Annotated in this window: 18 protein-coding genes; 3 read left to right on the forward strand and 15 right to left on the reverse strand. The window is 60.9% G+C overall.

The features are described from left to right. Nucleotides 1–399 precede the first annotated feature (399 nt). The 8 genes from mnhG to JNB85_RS14745 form a co-directional block, all read right to left on the reverse strand. A complete protein-coding gene (gene mnhG / locus JNB85_RS14710; RefSeq protein WP_220335031.1) occupies nt 400–732 on the reverse strand; it encodes a monovalent cation/H(+) antiporter subunit G in 333 nt (110 codons plus the stop codon). A gap of 2 nt (nt 733–734) precedes the next feature. After that, nucleotides 735–1,052 (reverse strand): cation:proton antiporter, encoded by a 318-nt coding sequence (locus JNB85_RS14715; RefSeq protein ID WP_220335033.1) that lies wholly within the window; start codon nt 1,050–1,052, stop codon nt 735–737. Then, nucleotides 1,049–1,528: a Na+/H+ antiporter subunit E gene (locus JNB85_RS14720; protein ID WP_220335034.1), complete on the reverse strand. Its 480-nt coding sequence runs from the start codon at nt 1,526–1,528 to the stop codon at nt 1,049–1,051. The genes JNB85_RS14715 and JNB85_RS14720 overlap by 4 nt, the downstream gene beginning before the upstream one ends. Continuing rightward, nucleotides 1,525–3,072, reverse strand: a complete 1,548-nt coding sequence (locus tag JNB85_RS14725) for a Na+/H+ antiporter subunit D (RefSeq protein WP_220335036.1) — start codon at nt 3,070–3,072, stop codon at nt 1,525–1,527. The genes JNB85_RS14720 and JNB85_RS14725 overlap by 4 nt, the downstream gene beginning before the upstream one ends. A gap of 52 nt (nt 3,073–3,124) precedes the next feature. Continuing rightward, nucleotides 3,125–3,502, reverse strand: coding sequence for a Na+/H+ antiporter subunit C (locus tag JNB85_RS14730; protein ID WP_220335037.1), 378 nt, complete (start codon nt 3,500–3,502; stop codon nt 3,125–3,127). Then, complete coding sequence (locus JNB85_RS14735) at nt 3,502–3,921, reverse strand: Na+/H+ antiporter subunit B (RefSeq protein ID WP_220335039.1); 420 nt, start codon at nt 3,919–3,921, stop codon at nt 3,502–3,504. Before JNB85_RS14735 ends, JNB85_RS14730 begins: the two co-directional genes overlap by 1 nt. Before the next feature lie 283 nt (nt 3,922–4,204). After that, nucleotides 4,205–6,562 carry a putative monovalent cation/H+ antiporter subunit A gene (locus JNB85_RS14740; protein WP_220335040.1) on the reverse strand — a complete coding sequence of 786 codons (2,358 nt, stop codon included), beginning with the start codon at nt 6,560–6,562 and terminating at the stop codon, nt 4,205–4,207. A gap of 132 nt (nt 6,563–6,694) precedes the next feature. After that, entirely contained in the window at nt 6,695–6,883 is a 189-nt protein-coding gene (locus JNB85_RS14745; protein WP_222858688.1) for a hypothetical protein, read from the reverse strand. A 230-nt stretch (nt 6,884–7,113) separates the two neighbouring features. On the opposite strand from JNB85_RS14745, the gene msrB reads away from it, so the two are divergent. Then, a complete protein-coding gene (msrB, locus tag JNB85_RS14750) occupies nt 7,114–7,527 on the forward strand; it encodes a peptide-methionine (R)-S-oxide reductase MsrB (RefSeq protein WP_183822565.1) in 414 nt (137 codons plus the stop codon). 46 nt (nt 7,528–7,573) lie between these two features. Here msrB and JNB85_RS14755 read toward each other — a convergent pair whose 3' ends face one another. Further along, nucleotides 7,574–8,641, reverse strand: coding sequence for an NAD(P)/FAD-dependent oxidoreductase (locus JNB85_RS14755; protein WP_220335043.1), 1,068 nt, complete (start codon nt 8,639–8,641; stop codon nt 7,574–7,576). 76 nt (nt 8,642–8,717) lie between these two features. Between JNB85_RS14755 and JNB85_RS14760 the strand changes: the two genes are divergently transcribed. Further along, the gene (locus JNB85_RS14760) at nt 8,718–9,257 is read left to right on the forward strand and encodes a GNAT family N-acetyltransferase (RefSeq protein WP_220335045.1); all 540 of its coding nucleotides are present in this window, start codon (nt 8,718–8,720) and stop codon (nt 9,255–9,257) included. A 151-nt stretch (nt 9,258–9,408) separates the two neighbouring features. Here the strand turns inward: JNB85_RS14760 and JNB85_RS14765 are convergent, their stop codons facing one another. The 5 genes from JNB85_RS14765 to JNB85_RS14785 form a co-directional block, all read right to left on the reverse strand. Further along, on the reverse strand, nt 9,409–10,107 hold the full coding sequence (locus JNB85_RS14765; protein ID WP_220335046.1) for a pentapeptide repeat-containing protein: 699 nt from the start codon (nt 10,105–10,107) through the stop codon (nt 9,409–9,411). A gap of 104 nt (nt 10,108–10,211) precedes the next feature. Next, nucleotides 10,212–10,760 carry a GNAT family N-acetyltransferase gene (locus tag JNB85_RS14770; RefSeq protein WP_220335048.1) on the reverse strand — a complete coding sequence of 183 codons (549 nt, stop codon included), beginning with the start codon at nt 10,758–10,760 and terminating at the stop codon, nt 10,212–10,214. 33 nt (nt 10,761–10,793) lie between these two features. Continuing rightward, entirely contained in the window at nt 10,794–11,462 is a 669-nt protein-coding gene (trhA, locus tag JNB85_RS14775) for a PAQR family membrane homeostasis protein TrhA (RefSeq protein WP_220335050.1), read from the reverse strand. A gap of 120 nt (nt 11,463–11,582) precedes the next feature. Further along, nucleotides 11,583–11,903: a TraR/DksA family transcriptional regulator gene (locus tag JNB85_RS14780; RefSeq protein WP_220335052.1), complete on the reverse strand. Its 321-nt coding sequence runs from the start codon at nt 11,901–11,903 to the stop codon at nt 11,583–11,585. Between the two features lie 11 nt (nt 11,904–11,914). Beyond that, on the reverse strand, nt 11,915–12,325 hold the full coding sequence (locus JNB85_RS14785; protein ID WP_220335054.1) for a universal stress protein: 411 nt from the start codon (nt 12,323–12,325) through the stop codon (nt 11,915–11,917). Nucleotides 12,326–12,523: 198 nt separating this feature from the next. Here JNB85_RS14785 and JNB85_RS14790 point away from each other — a divergent pair, with 198 nt between their 5' ends. Further along, nucleotides 12,524–13,480, forward strand: coding sequence for a VOC family protein (locus tag JNB85_RS14790; RefSeq protein ID WP_220335056.1), 957 nt, complete (start codon nt 12,524–12,526; stop codon nt 13,478–13,480). Nucleotides 13,481–13,602: 122 nt separating this feature from the next. On the opposite strand, the gene JNB85_RS14795 is transcribed toward JNB85_RS14790, so the two are convergent. After that, entirely contained in the window at nt 13,603–14,676 is a 1,074-nt protein-coding gene (locus JNB85_RS14795) for an aldo/keto reductase (RefSeq protein ID WP_220335057.1), read from the reverse strand. Nucleotides 14,677–14,745 lie beyond the last annotated feature (69 nt).

The following is a 14,745-nucleotide window of genomic DNA, read 5'->3' on the forward strand; positions in this document are numbered from 1 at the left end:
CAAGAGACGAAGAACGCTCGTCGTAGAGCTAAACAGCAAAAGAGCAGGTGGCAGCCTTTTGTTTCGAAAAACCGGAAATCCACCCCTAGATTCCGAAGACCGTATTCTGCACCAATACTGCCTGAAGGTGGTTTACTACGTATTCTTCCAGGCCGTTACCCAGTTAGACATTGGCAATCAAGGCAAAGGGACTTAGAAGCAGTACGATTCTAATTCACAATCAGAACTCTACTTGATTTTTCAAATAGCATCGTTTTCGCAAAAGGCCAATTATTAATTGTGATTTTTCTAGAAAAAAAATCCGTCACAAAGAATTGGTCAGGAGTTCAGCAAGCTTTACTCGTGCTTCCAGTGCATAAGTTTGGGTAAAATTGCTTAAAATTCTGAGTAGCCCCGTCCTCAGCGCATTCGCATATCGTCACGTACTGAGATATCGGCCGGAAAGTGCCCGGTTTTATGCGCAGCTTTCGCAAGAAGGTGTGCAGAAACAGGTGCCGTCAGGATGAAAAAGAGGAAACCGGCCAGCGCTCTTGCAAGCACGGCAAGTTCGCCCGAGTAAATCCCGGCGGCAAGCAGCAACAAGCCGGAACCGACCGTGCCGGCCTTGGAAGCAGCGTGCATGCGCGTGTAGAGATCCGGCAAGCGCAGGATACCGATCGCTGCCACCAGCGCGAAGAAGGCGCCTGCCAACAGCAGCAAGGCGGTGGCTATGGCGAGCGTGTAGTCCATCATCGTCAGTTTCTCCTTTGCGTTCCAGGCCCGGCATCTCCCACCTGTCCGCGCGAGAGCACGAAACGAGCGAAGGCGACGGTTGCCAGGAAGCCGACAAGACCGAGCGCAATGGCAATATCGATGTAAAGCGAGAAGCCGGTACGCACCGCGACGACAGCGATGAAGCCGATGGCGATACCCGTCAGCATGTCGAGCGCCAGAATGCGATCCGGCAGGCTGGGGCCGGCAATGACCCGCCAGACCGTTATCAAGAGCGCCACGCAGAGGATGCCAAGCGCTGCGATTGCAGCAGTGGAAACGATTGCGGCGGGCGTTATCATCCGAAGGCCTCCATGATACGGCGCTCGAATCCGTCAGCAATATCGCGTCTGACAGCCAGCGGATCGGCACAGTCCAGCGCGTGCACATAGAGCGTGCGCCGATCCTCGGACACATCGACCGAGAGTGTGCCGGGCGTGAGCGTGATGAGGTTGGCAAGCAGAGTGATCTGGAAATCATCCCTCACCGTCAACGGGAATGCGAGAATACCGGGAGTAAGCTGCATACGCGGCGAAAGCACCGTCAGCGCCACCCGCCAGGCCGAAAGTGCCAGCTCCTTCAGGAAAAGGCCGGCAAGGAGGAGGATATGCAGCGGGCTGATACGGCGCGGCGGCGACCGGTCGGCAAAGGCTTCGCGCACGACCGCGAGCGACAGCAGCGACAGGGCGAGGCCGAAAACGAAATTATGCGGCGAGGCGCTGCCGGTTACGGCGACCCAGGCAACGGCGAGCGGCAGACTGAGGAACAGGACGCTCATCGTATAGTCCCTTCCGGAAAGACGGTGAAGATATAGGCGGAGGGATCGGCGAGCCCCTCGGCGGCGGAGCGCGCGAGCTGCAGCAATTGCTCCGGCAGGATGCCGAAGCCGATGACGAGGATCGTCAATGCAGCAAGCGGCAGACTGGCCGTCCAGCCGGTCCGCACCGGCGGGAGCGCCATGAGCGCGGGACGCCAATAGGCAAGCAGGAAGACGCGGCCACAGGCGATCGTCAGCAGGAAACCGCCAAGCAGGATCGCGCCCGCCAGCCACCAGGCGCCGACATCGAGCGAGGCCTTGACCAGCAGCACCTTCGGCCAGAAGCCTGAAAAGGGCGGCAGGCCGCAGGCGGCCAGAAGCAGCATCAGCGAAATCGCCGCGAACCAGCCGTTCTGGCGATAGAGGCCGGCGAGCGCAGCAATCGAGAAGGAGCCGCCTCGCCTGCCCGCTTCGCCGGCAACAAGATAGAGCGCCGTCATCAGCACCACCGAATGCAGCGCATAGAAGACAGCACCGGAGAGACCGTCGGCGGTGCCGAGTGCCGCACCGACCATCATGTTGCCGATGCCCGAGATCACCACGTAGCCGAGCAGACGGCGCAGGTCGGTTTCGGCAAGCGCACCCAGTGCGCCGACGATAATGGTCAGGGCACCGACAACCGATATCAGCAGGCTGAGCTCATCGCGCTCGACCGGCAGCAACATCACCAGGACGCGCAGCAGCGCATAGATGCCGACCTTGGTCAGCAGGCCGGCAAAGAGCGCGGAAACGGCGATGCGCGGCGTGTGATAGGAGGCCGGCAGCCAGAAATTCACCGGAAAGGCCGCGGCCTTCATGGCGAAAGCGAGCAGGAAGAGGCAGGCAAGCGTCATCAGCGGCGCCGTGCCGCTCAAGCCCGCTGCCCGCTCGGCGATATCGGCCATGTTGAGCGTGCCGAAGCTCGCATAGAGGATGCCGATCGATATCAGGAACAACGTCGTGGCGATGAGGTTCAGTACCGCATATTTCAGCGCTCCATCGATCTGCGCCCGCTCGGAGCCAAGGATCAGCAGGCCGAAGGAGGAGATGAGCAGCACCTCGAACCAGACATAGAGGTTGAAGATATCGCCGGTCAGGAATGCGCCGGTGACGCCTGCCATCAGCAGCATCAACAGCGGAAAGAAACCGTAGCGCCGGCCGCTTTCAGTGACATCAGAGAGCGCATAGATGCCGGCCGAGAGGGCAGCGACCGCTGCGGCGAGCGCCATCAACGCACTGAAGACATCGACCGTGAAAGCAATGCCGAAGGGCGGCAGCCAGCGGCCCATGACCATGGTGAGCGGGCCGTGTTCGACGACCTGCCGCAGGAGGGCGGCGTCGAGAAACAGCACGACGGCAAGGCCGGCGATGGCGATCCATGCCTGCAGGCGGGGAAGGCTGCGCAGCATCAGGAGCAGCGCGCCGAGGCTTATGCAAAGCGCGACCGGCAGGATCGCCAGCCAGTGGGCCGGCGGGACAGGCGTGGTGACCATGGCGGCCGAGAGGTCGGGGATGGGGGCTGCCATCAGGCCGTGCCTCCCATAAGGGTCGTCGGGGTGAGCATCCGCACAACCATGCCTAATACCCCAACGGCGGCAGCGACCGGTCTTCCGGCTCCGCATCGTGCATGCGGGTCGTATCGTCGGTGCCGAGCTCCTGGTAGGCGCGATAGGTCAGCACCAGCAGGAAGGCAAGGAAAGAAAATGAGATGACGATGGCCGTCAGGATCAGCGCCTGCGGCAGCGGATTGGCGGCACCTGATGGCAGCATGTCGGCCCCGGTGGGTATGATCGGCGGCACCTCTCGCGTCACTCGTCCTGCCGTGAAAATCAACAGGTTGACGGCGTTACCGAGAATGGCGATGCCGAGCATGATGCGGATCGAGAAGCGCGACAGGATCAGATAGACGGCTGCCGAAAAGAACAGGCCGACGAGAATGGCAAAGAGCACTTCCATCAATCCATCTCTCTTTCTTCCAGCGCCAGCGCAATCGAAGCGACGGCGCCGAGCACGACGAGATAGACACCGAGATCAAAGAGCATGACGCTGGAAAGCGGCACCTCCACGCCGAAGACGACAGGATAAATCCAGAGACCGGTCATGAAGGGCATGGCAAAAAAGATGGAGACCAAGCCGGCAATGCAGGAGAGCAGCAGACCGAAACCGGCAATCGCCAAGGGGTGGAAGCGCATTGCCCGGCGCACTGCCTGCACGCCGAAGGCAATGCCGTAGATCGCCAAAGCCGAAGCGGCAATCAGCCCACCGATGAAGCCGCCACCCGGTTCATTGTGGCCGCGCAGCAGGATGAAGACGGAAAAGAGCAGCATCAGCGCGGTGATAAAGGGCGCGACCGTGCGGAAGATGACTGTGTTCATGGGGCGCCTCTGGTTCCAGGTATGGCAAGGCGGGCAGACACAGGAAGGCGGGCGCTGGTCGATCTGACTTGCCGAAACCTATTCCCTCTCATCAAGTCAACAAATGAGGAAAGCGGTGCTCGTGGCCCCCTCACCCTAACCCTCTTCCCGGTGGGTAGAGGGGACGTGCTCCATGATGCCCTTGAGAATGCGCCGACGGTGCCGAAACTCCCCTTCTCCCCTCGGGGAGAAGGTGCCGGCAGGCGGATGAGGGGGCCGGACCGCAATACGTCAGCCACTGTGCTCATGCCTCCTCCGCATCCGGATCGTTCGTCGCCAGCCGGCGCTCCGAATTGCCGCGGATGCGGATGAGCGCGAGGATGGCGAGGCCTGTTACCGCGACGACGGCGATTTCGCCGAGTGTGTCCGTGCCGCGGAAATCGACGATGATGACGTTGACGACATTGGCGCCGTGGGCGATCAGCTTCGAATGGGCGTTGAAGAAATCGGTGAGCGCCGTGTTGAACGGTGCGTCGGTGGAGCGCATCAAAAGCAGCGCAAAGCCGAGGCCGCAGGCGAGCGAAAGGGCGATATCGAAAAGGCGGCGGGCGCCATGGCGCGGATCGGTCGGCGACAGGCGCAGACGGGTCATGACGAGAGCGAGGATGACGACTGCGAGCGTCTCGACCATGAACTGGGTGAAGGCCAGGTCCGGGGCGCCGAAGAGCAGAAAGATCAGCGCGACAGCAAAACCCTGAATGCCGAGCGAGACGATCGCGGTGAGCCGGTCGCGGGCGATCAGCACGGCGGCAAGGCCGAACAGGGCGATCAGCATGACCCCCGCTTCCTGCAGGCGCAGATCTGCAGGCCAGACAAAGCCCAGCGGCAGTTCGTCATGGCTGATCAGCGGGACGAACAGGATCGCGGCGACACAGAGGAAGGTGCAGGCGACGTAGACATCCAGCCGTCTTGGCTGGACGATTGCGATGACATGGTGCGCGAAACGGACAAGCCCGGCGATGACATGATCGAAACCACGATCCGGGCCCTGAACGGAGTGCAGCAAGTACCCGACAAGAGTCCTGCTACGGTCGAGCTGCCAGTAGACAGCGATGCCGAGCAGTATCGTCAGCAGCGACAAGGCAAGCGGCAGGCCGACATGCGGGACAAGCGAAATGGAAACAGCCTTGGGAATGCCGGCAACGGCTGAGGCCATGGGCGAGGAAATTGCGCCATGAATGACGCCGGAAAAGAGGGCGACAAGCAGGCCTGCCAGAGCGAGAACGGCCGGTCCGAGCCAGAGCAGAACCGGCGCTTCGTGGGGAGGTTTCGGCGTTTCCACCGGCCGGCCGAGAAACGGTCTCATCGCCACGGCGAAGGCGATCGCGAACATCAAGGCATTGCCGAAAACTGCGATGGTCGTGGCGAGGATGGAATAAAGATCGCCGCCGACGAGAGCCGTGTAGATTTCCTCTTTGGCGAGAAAACCGAAGAAGGGCGGCAGGCCGGCCATGGAAAAGGCGGCAGCCATGGCGATCGCAAAGGTCAGCGGCATCGCCTTTCTCAAGCCCCGAAGCCGCGTGATATTGCGCGTGCCGGTCTCATGGTCGATAATGCCTGCGACCATGAAAAGCGCACCCTTGAAGAGCGAATGCGCCACCAGATAGAGCACCGCCGCTTCGACGGCATAATCCGAGCCGAAGCCGGTCAGCAGCACCAGTAAGCCGAGGGAAGAGACGGTCGTATAGGCAAGCTTCAGTTTCAAATCCGTCTGGCGGATCGCGAGCACCGAGCCAGTGGCGAGCGTCAGGCCGCCGAAGATGGGCAGCAGGACCTCCCATGCTGACGTCGCGCCCATGACCGGGTTCAGCCGCATCAGCAGATAGACGCCTGCCTTCACCATGGTGGCGGAATGCAGATAGGCCGAAACGGGTGTAGGCGCTTCCATCGCGTTCGGCAGCCAGAAGTGGAATGGAAACTGAGCCGATTTGGTGAAGGCGCCAGCAAGCACCAGCAACAGGGTTGCGAAATAAAGCGGGCTGCCCCTCACGATATCGCCGAACTGCAGCAGCTCGGATAGCTGCGCAACGCCTGTCTGCCCCCAGAGCAGGAGCAAGCCGGCAAGCAGCAGCAGCCCTCCCCCGCCTGTGACGACGAGCGCCTGCAAAGCGGCGCGACGTGCCGCCTCCCGTTCATGGTCGAAGCCGATCAGCAGGAAGGAGGTGATCGATGTGAGCTCCCAGAAGATGAAGAACATCAGAAAGCTGTCCGACACCACGACGCCGAGCATCGCACCCATGAAGAGAAAGATGAACGAGAAGAACCGGCCCTGATCCGGATGGCCCTTCAGATATCCGCCGGCATAAAGCACGATCAGCGTGCCGATGCCGGTAATGAGCAGGGCGAAGGTGAGCGACAACCCGTCGAGGAACCAGGAAAAGCGCAGGCCCAGGACCGGCACCCAGTCATAACCGTCGGTTATGATTTCGCCATCAGCGATCTGCGGCAGGAGACGCAGAAAATGCAGGAAGGCGAGTAAAGGGGCGACGGCGAGCAGCCAGGCGCCGCCTGCACCGAAGGCACGAATGATAAAGGGAGCCGCAAGAGCGCCAATCAACGGCAGGCACAGGGCCAGAAATGTCAGAGCCGTGACATCGGCCATGTCCCCTCCCGTGAGCACGGATGAAAGCTGGCAATCAACCTTTTCTAAGGCTTAGGTGAATCGGCTGTCAGCCTCAAGCAATTTCGGCAACCCCTCAATGGAGGCAGGCGGCGGTTTTCACAGGCTTGACGTTCAGGAAAGGCGCGTGACGAGACGGGAAAAGGAACCGTGCAGGATGAAGAAAGCAAGCGGCAAAGGCCAGAGAATGCAGGCGATCAGCCCGGCGATGCGATGCACCGTCCAGCGGTCATGGTTGACCCAGCCTTCCAGCAGGGTGATGGCCAGGGCGATCGCGGCAACTGCGCCGTACAGAACAATCATCAGAGTATGAAACACCGTTTGTCCCCGAAACACGCAGCATTAAGCTTAATGGCACACTAAAGATAAAGCACGGGTGATTCGCCGTCTTCCCCCGAATTGGGTAGATAGCAATTGGGGCGTTGAAGCGGCGGGTTTGATCGTGAAGCCCGATCCCAGACTTGATCAATCGTGCTCAACGCACCACATTTGCGCACGAAAAAGAGATTGCCCATCGGCAAAAGGAGCACTCCATGGCCGAAACGACCGCTACCCCGAAAGTTCACAAAACCGATGCCGAATGGAAGGAACTGCTGACTCCCGAGCAGTACCGCATTACGCGCCAGCACGGCACCGAACGCGCTTTTACCGGCCCCTACTGGGATTCCTTCGAGACTGGTCTTTACCGCTGCGTCGGCTGCAATGCGCCGCTCTTCCGCTCCGACACGAAGTTCGATGCCGGATGCGGCTGGCCGAGCTATTTCGAGGCGGTTTCTCCCGATGCGGTGACCGAACACCGCGACACGACCTACGGCATGGTGCGCACAGAGATTCGCTGCGGCACCTGCGAAGCCCATCTCGGTCACGTCTTCCCCGACGGACCGCCGCCGACCGGCCTGCGCTACTGCATCAACGGGCATGCAATGGTTTTCGAACCCGGCAAGTAAGAGCTTGCAAGTAAAAGGAAAGCGGATCCCAACCGATCCGCTTTTTTCATATCAACCCGGCGGATGGGATGAGCGGCGAGCGCCGGTCTTGCAGTACATGCTCTGCCGCTAACCGGCCGAGCAGCGGCGCGAGAATGACGCCGGGATGGCCGACGGCGACGTAGGCGCCCTCAATGCCGGGCAGGAAACCGAGCCGCGGCATTTCATCGGAAAAGAAGGGGCGATACCCTGTAGCGGCCTCGACGAGCGTCACGTCTTCCGGCAGGCGCAGGCGCTCATGCATAACCTTCAAGATCCGCTCGCCAACCTTTTCCGGCGCGTTTTCCTTGCGATCGTCGATATAGCCCTTGGCGACATGCAGCATGTTGTCCGCCGACTGGCGGATTTCCAGGCCGGGGCCGCGGAGGATGCGGCTCACGACAGGCTCCGCGCAGCCATATCGGAGGATGATCGAGGGCGAGGTTTCGACGCCGGTTCGGAAGCCCAGGCGTTCCGTCAGGCGGTCGACCGATGTTCCGCCTGCGAGGATCACGAGATCGGCATCGATCGTGCCATCGGCCAGACGTACGCCACGCACCCGGCCACCCGAAAGGATGAGGCTTTCGACCTTTTGACCAAAGGTGGCAGTTACGCCGACGGCATCGATCAGGTCGCGTGACAGCCTTGCAGGATCAAGCGCGAGATCGCGAGGCGAGAAGATCGCGCAGGCGGGCGGCTCAAGCAGATTGGGTTCCCATTCGGTGATCGTCGCGGCATCGACCAGTTCGACATCCGTACCTGTGGCGCGATGAGCTGCCGCGAAGGCTTCGGTCTCCGCAGTACTTTTGAGCCAGAACAGGGAGCCGGGACGCGCGGCGACAAAGGCATCCGGCAGATCGGCCTGCAGACGGGTATAGTCGGCGAGCGCCTGCTGCACCAGGCGGTAATTGACCGCTCCCGGTGCGATATTGATGATATTCACCCAGCCGAAGGCGCGTGCTGTCACGCCGCTGCCGGCTTGCACATTCTCCTCCACCACATGGACAGTGGCTCCACGCCGGGCGAAATGGAAAGCCAACGAAGCGCCAACAATGCCGGCACCGACGATGATGACGCGTATCTTTGCAGATGCCATGGTGGGAGCTCTTGTATAAAGCGGAACGAAGAGGTGGGCGCGGCTTAGGCTCGCTCCATGACAGAGGGATGAAACGATGTCCATCGTCCGCGAAATCCTGCGCAGCGACCGGCTGGTGTTGCGCGAAATCACCGTCGCGGACCTGCCGGCGCTCGAGCGCATCTTCTGCGATCCGCTGTGCATGCGGTATTACCCTTCCGTGAAGGATGCCGCAGCGACGCGCGATTTCTTCGACAGGCTCGCCTTCGGAAGCTACGAGAAAAATGGCTTCGGCCTCTGGGCCGTGATCGATCGCGACAGCGGCGATCTGCTCGGCGACTGCGGGATCACGCTGCAGGACACATCGCGCGGAATGGAGCCGGAGCTCGGCTACCATCTCTGGCCGGATTACTGGGGCAAGGGCTATGCCACTGAGGCCGCGCTTGCCTGCCGCGACCATGCCTTCTCAGTCATGGGACTGTCGCGCCTCGTCAGTATCGTCAGCCTGGAAAACCTTCCCTCGCAGAAGGTCGCCGAGCGGGTGCATCAGCGACGGGAGGTCTTCAGCAAGAAGAATGCGGCCGGCGAGACGGTGGAGCGCTATCTCTACATCAGCGAGAAGAATTCAGGCGCATGAGCACGATCAGCCACCCCGAAGGATCGGGCATCTTTCCGCCAGGATCGAACGCGATCGCTCGGACGTAGCGAGGGGTATGCTCTTCTGCGTCAGCCTTTGCCCTGACAACAACCTGCTCCGGCAGAATGCTGCAATCTAGCCAGAAAAGGCTCTAATCCTGCTCCTGCGGGCAAGGCCAGTTCGAAGGGACAGAAAGCCCCGAAGGCAGCTTCGTGGAGGAATCACCGCAGGCGAGGTCGATCTGCGCCTGCTGCAGGCCGGTGGCGGCGGACAGATCCAGACCCTCGATGCGGGTCAGAAACATGAAGGCTCGGTCGAAGCTGATCGCACCTTCGTAACTTGCGCCCGTCAGATCGGCGCGGGAGAGATTGGCGAGCGCGAAGCTGACGCCTGTCAGCACCGCCTTGTCGAAATTGGCCCGGCCCAGTTCGGCCTTCTCGAAATTGGCTTTGGTCAGCTGCGCACCGGTGAAATCGGCCCGCTGCAACTCTGCACCGGCAAAGCTTGCGCCGTCAGCGATGGCGCCAGCAAATGTGGAGCGGTAGGCTTCGATCTTGCCGAAGTTGGCGCCCTGAACGCTTGCCCCGGCCAGCGAGGCGCGCACGAGGGTCGCCTTTTCCGCATTGGCGGATTTGAGGTTGGCGCCGCCGAGGTCGGTCAGCGAGAAATCGGTGCCGGCCAGATTGGCACCCTGGAGGTCGCTGCCCTGAAGCATCAGGTTCTTCTTGTTGCACTCCTGCCAGTCGAGCTCCGGCGAAGCCGTGCTGCCGCAACTGGCCGCTATCACCGGCAGCGAATAGGCCGCCATAGCCAGGAAAGCCGAAAGACCGAGCACCGAGCGTCCAAACATCAACCTCTCCTCTGCGAGTCGCGCCACCAGAGATTTCTACAAGGCGCAGACTACGATAAAAATATGGTTAGTCCCGGGCGGCAATCAATCTGGAGATGGCCCTGTCAGGCTTTTGGTACGCGCAATTCCATGCAGGTGAGATCCAGCCAGCGGCCGAATTTGATGCCGACTTCGGAAAATGTGCCGGCGATGCGGAAACCGAGTTTCTCGTGCAATCTGATGGAAGCCGTATTTTCGGCCTCGATGCCGGCGATCATGACGTGGACGTTGGCAGCACTTGCACGCTCGATCAATGTGCGCATCAGCTTTTCGCCGATGCCGGCGCCGCGGCGATCCTTGTCCACATAGACGGAATGCTCGACCGTATGGCGGTAGCCATCGAAGGCGCGCCAATCGCCATAGGAGGCGTAGCCTACGACCTTGCCATCCATTTCGGCGACGATGACCGGAAAGCCCCTGCCCCTTCGCGCCTTGAACCATTCCAGCCGGTTGTCGAGATCGACGAGCGTCTCGTTCCAGATCGCCGTCGTATGCTCGACCGCGTGATTGTAGATATCCCTGACAGCTGGAAGATCAGCTTCGGCAGCGTCCCGGATGAGAACGGTATCGGTCATGTGGCAGGCCCGGTTCGGAATCGTCTTCTGCCGGGGCATACGCCGGGCGCGGGCCGATGTAAACGCCGGAGATCAGAAGCTGGGAACCGACAGGCTGAAGCAGGTCAGCACGGCCGAATAATGCACGGCGGCGGCGGCGACCACGAAGCCGTGCCAGATGGCGTTCTGGAAGCGCAGCCTCTCCCAGACATGGAAGACGACGCCCAGCGAATAGATGATGCCGCCGATGACGATCAGCAGCATGGAAGCATAAGGAATGCGCGAGGCGACGGGCTCCGCCACCAATACGCCGCTCCAGCCCATGGCGAGATAGAGCAGGATCGCCAGCCGGTCATACTTGCCCGGGAAAACACATTTGACGAAGATGCCGAAGGCGGCAATCAGCCAGATGACGATCAGCATGCCAGACAGCAGCGGATTGTCGGCTCCGCGCTCCAGGAAGGGGGTGTAGGTGGCGGCGATGAGGATGAAAATCGCCGAATGATCGAGCCGGCGCAGATACCATTTGGTGCGTGAAACCGGCCAGATATTGTAGGAAAAGGAAATGCCCAGCGTGAGCACCAGCCCGACACCGTAAACCCAGGCGGCAATCAGCGCGCCGGCAGGGCTCCAGAGAGTGGCGTAGAAGATCAGCACGGTCACGCCGATCAGGGCAAAAAACAGCCCCACGCCATGGACGATGCCGTCGGCGATCAGTTCATATCTGTCGTAAGCCCAGCGAATGCTGTTGATTTCGCCCATGCGCTCACCCTTACTCAGAGTGAGAGGATCGTCGCATTGAATTGGCCAGGGCGCAACCGGACGCCTGGTGGCGTCAGGTTAAATCTTTGTGACGAGCCATGCTCGTTTTTGATGACGCACCTACTTGCCCGCCGCGCAATCCTCGCAGAGCGGCGTCTGCGGCAGCACAGCGAGGCGAGCTTCCGATATCTTGGCGCCGCAGCGGGCGCAGGTGCCGTAAGTGCCCTTGGCGATGCGTTCGAGGGCGGCGTCGATGGCGCGCAACTCGTCCTCGCCAGCCTGGCCGAGACCTTCCAGCACTTCGTCATTCTCGTTCTCGATGGCACGGTCGTCGTCATCGGCAGTCTTGGTGCGGCTAAGGTCCGTGTCGATCTTTCGCAGGCGCGCTGTCAGTTCGTGCCAGCGGTTGCGCAGAATCTTTTCCTGAAGTTTCGTGTCCATGGCTTCACATCCTACCGATCCACCAGCACCGAGCACTTGGCGTGGCGCACCACGCGGTCGGCGGTCGCACCGATGAAATAATTATAGATGTCGGGAATGTGCGAGGCGATGATGATGAGGTCGGCGCGACGCTCTTCGGCCGCAGCGATGATTGCCGTAGCTGGCGAACCGTTGCGGACTTCGACAGCGGCCGGAATGCCGGTCTTGGCAACGAGGCCGCCCAGCCGCTCGCGGCTTTCCTTCATGGCATCCTCGATGATGTTTCCCGGCAATTCGATGGCGACATAGGTCGGAATATCCTCGACGACATTGAGGAGGATGATCTCGCCGCCGTTGTCGAGCAGCTCTGCCGCCTTGCGGAAAATCTTCTCGCCTTTTTCGATGCTGCCGATTTCAATCGGAACGATGATTTTCTTGTACATGCGATCCTCCTTGAGGTGTTGCCCTTCACCGTCAACTTCCTCCCTGGATAGATAAAGCGCATTGACTGATATCAAGTGGGACACGAGCCATCGTCAATGTTTATAGAACGCTTCATCGTCAAAAACGGCCCTTCTGTGAACAATGCGAATGGGCCATATAGGGATCAAGTACAGCAGCCGAGGGGAGCTTACAGGCGAATGGACCGGCGAAAATTCCTCGCGCTCGCTACGGGCGGCACATTTGCCGCCACCGCCGGTACGCTTTTCGATTCAAGGGCAGGAGAACATTCCATGACGTCATCTGAAACATCCTATGCGCTGACGCGCCCTGCCTATATCGACCAGTCGCATCTCGTCGTGAAAGACCTGTCAGCTGTTTCCGGCTTCTATCAGAAGATGCTCGGCCTCTCGGTGCTCGAAAAGACCGCAAGCGGCGAGATTCTGGGCGTCGCGGGGCTGCCGCTGCTGACCTTGACGACGGATGGCAATGCGCGCGAAGCCCCCCGCAATGCAGCCGGCCTGTTTCACACCGCCTTTCTGATGCCCAGCCGCGCCGAGCTTGCCCGCTGGCTGCGCCATGCGGTGCACCACAATGTCGCACTCGACGGCGCGTCCGACCATCTGGTCAGCGAGGCGATCTACCTTGCCGATCCGGAAGGCAACGGCATTGAAATCTATGCAGACCGGCCGCATGAAAGCTGGAAATTCCATCCGGACGGCATGGTGGAAATGGCAACGCAGCGGCTCGACCTGCAGGCGCTCTACAACAGTGCACCAGAGGATACCTGGATCGGGATGGCTGACGGTACCGCGATCGGTCACATCCATCTGCAGGTCGGCGACATTCCGCAGGCGGATGCCTTCTATCGCGACGTGCTTGGCCTGAAGGTGATGGCACGTTATCCGAGCGCGAGCTTCTTTGCGAGCGGCGGCTATCATCACCATCTCGCCGCCAATATCTGGAACAGCCGCGGCGCCGGCATGCGCGCCGACCACATGACCGGTCTTTCCGACTATAAGATCCGCTTCAACGACAAGGAAACGCTCGACAAGGCCGTTGCCAAGCTCGATGAACTGGAGATCAAGAGCGAAAAGCGCGACGGCGGCGTCTTCCTTAGGGATCCCTGGGGTATCGGGCTTACGTTGTCGGCCTGAAGGAATCGGTGAAGCGACGCGAATCGCGATTGGAACGCGCGGGGCTGTGCTTTCGAAGCAAGACGTCCAGACGACGAATGGCGCCGGTTCCGGCGCCATTTCTCATTTGCATGCCTCAGACTTCAGTGACGGGGCTCGATAGTCACCTCGCCGAACATGACGCCGCGCGTCAGTGGCTTGGCAAGGAAATCATGCGGGAAGCCGAGAACGATGGCGCTTGCCTCGGCCAGCCGGGCACGATGCTCGTCCGACAGCACAACGTCGAGCGCACCGAGATTGTCTTCGAGCTGGGCCATCGTCTTCACACCCATGATGGGCGAAGTCACAGCAGGGTTGGTGAGCGTCCAGGCAATCGCCACCTGTGCCGGCGTCTTGCCGATTTCGGCGGCGATCTCTTTCACGACATCGGCAATGCCGAGATTGCGTTCGGTCAGCGAACCGTTGCCGGCAGCGACATTCTTGCGAGTACCGACCGCGCTTGCGGTGCCGGCACCGATATCGAGACCGGAGCGGCTGTATTTGCCGGTCAGGACGCCCATGCCAAGCGGCGACCAGGGAATGACGCCGAGGCCGAGTTCAGCGGCCATCGGGATCAGTTCGCGCTCAACCGTGCGCTCGATCAGGCTGTATTCGATTTGCAGCGCCACCAGCGGCGCCCAGCCGCGCAGGTCGGCCAGCGTCTGCATGCGCGCCACCTGCCAGGCCGGCGTATCGGAAATGCCGGCATAGACGATCTTGCCAGCCCGAACGAGGTCGTCCATGCCGCGCATCACCTCCTCGACCGAGGTCGTGAAGTCCCAGGCGTGCAGGTAGAAGAGGTCGATGTAATCGGTGTTCAGCCGCTTCAGACTATCTTCCACCGAACGGACCATGCTGCGGCGGTGATTGCCGCCGGAGTTCGGATCCTTCGGGCGCGAGGTGATCGTGTATTTGGTGGCAATCACCAGCTCGTCGCGGCGGCCTTCGGCAAAGCGTCCCACAAGGGTTTCGGAGGTGCCGCCCGTATATTGATTGGCAGTATCGATGAAATTGCCGCCGCGATCGACATAGGCGTCGAACATGCGGCGAGACTCCTGCTCATCGGCGCCCCAGCCCCAGTCTGTTCCGAATGTCATGGCGCCGAGCGACAACGGCGAAACGCGCAGGCCGGAACGGCCGAGGAGACGGTAGCGGTCAAGGGACAATGTATCAGTCATGGATGATCTCCTGTGTTGCAGACAGAAGATGCGCGTTGCCGATACTGACAACAATGCTACATTATCAGC

The sequence above is a fragment of the Rhizobium mesosinicum genome (assembly GCF_019511345.1).
Taxonomy (GTDB): domain Bacteria; phylum Pseudomonadota; class Alphaproteobacteria; order Rhizobiales; family Rhizobiaceae; genus Rhizobium; species Rhizobium mesosinicum.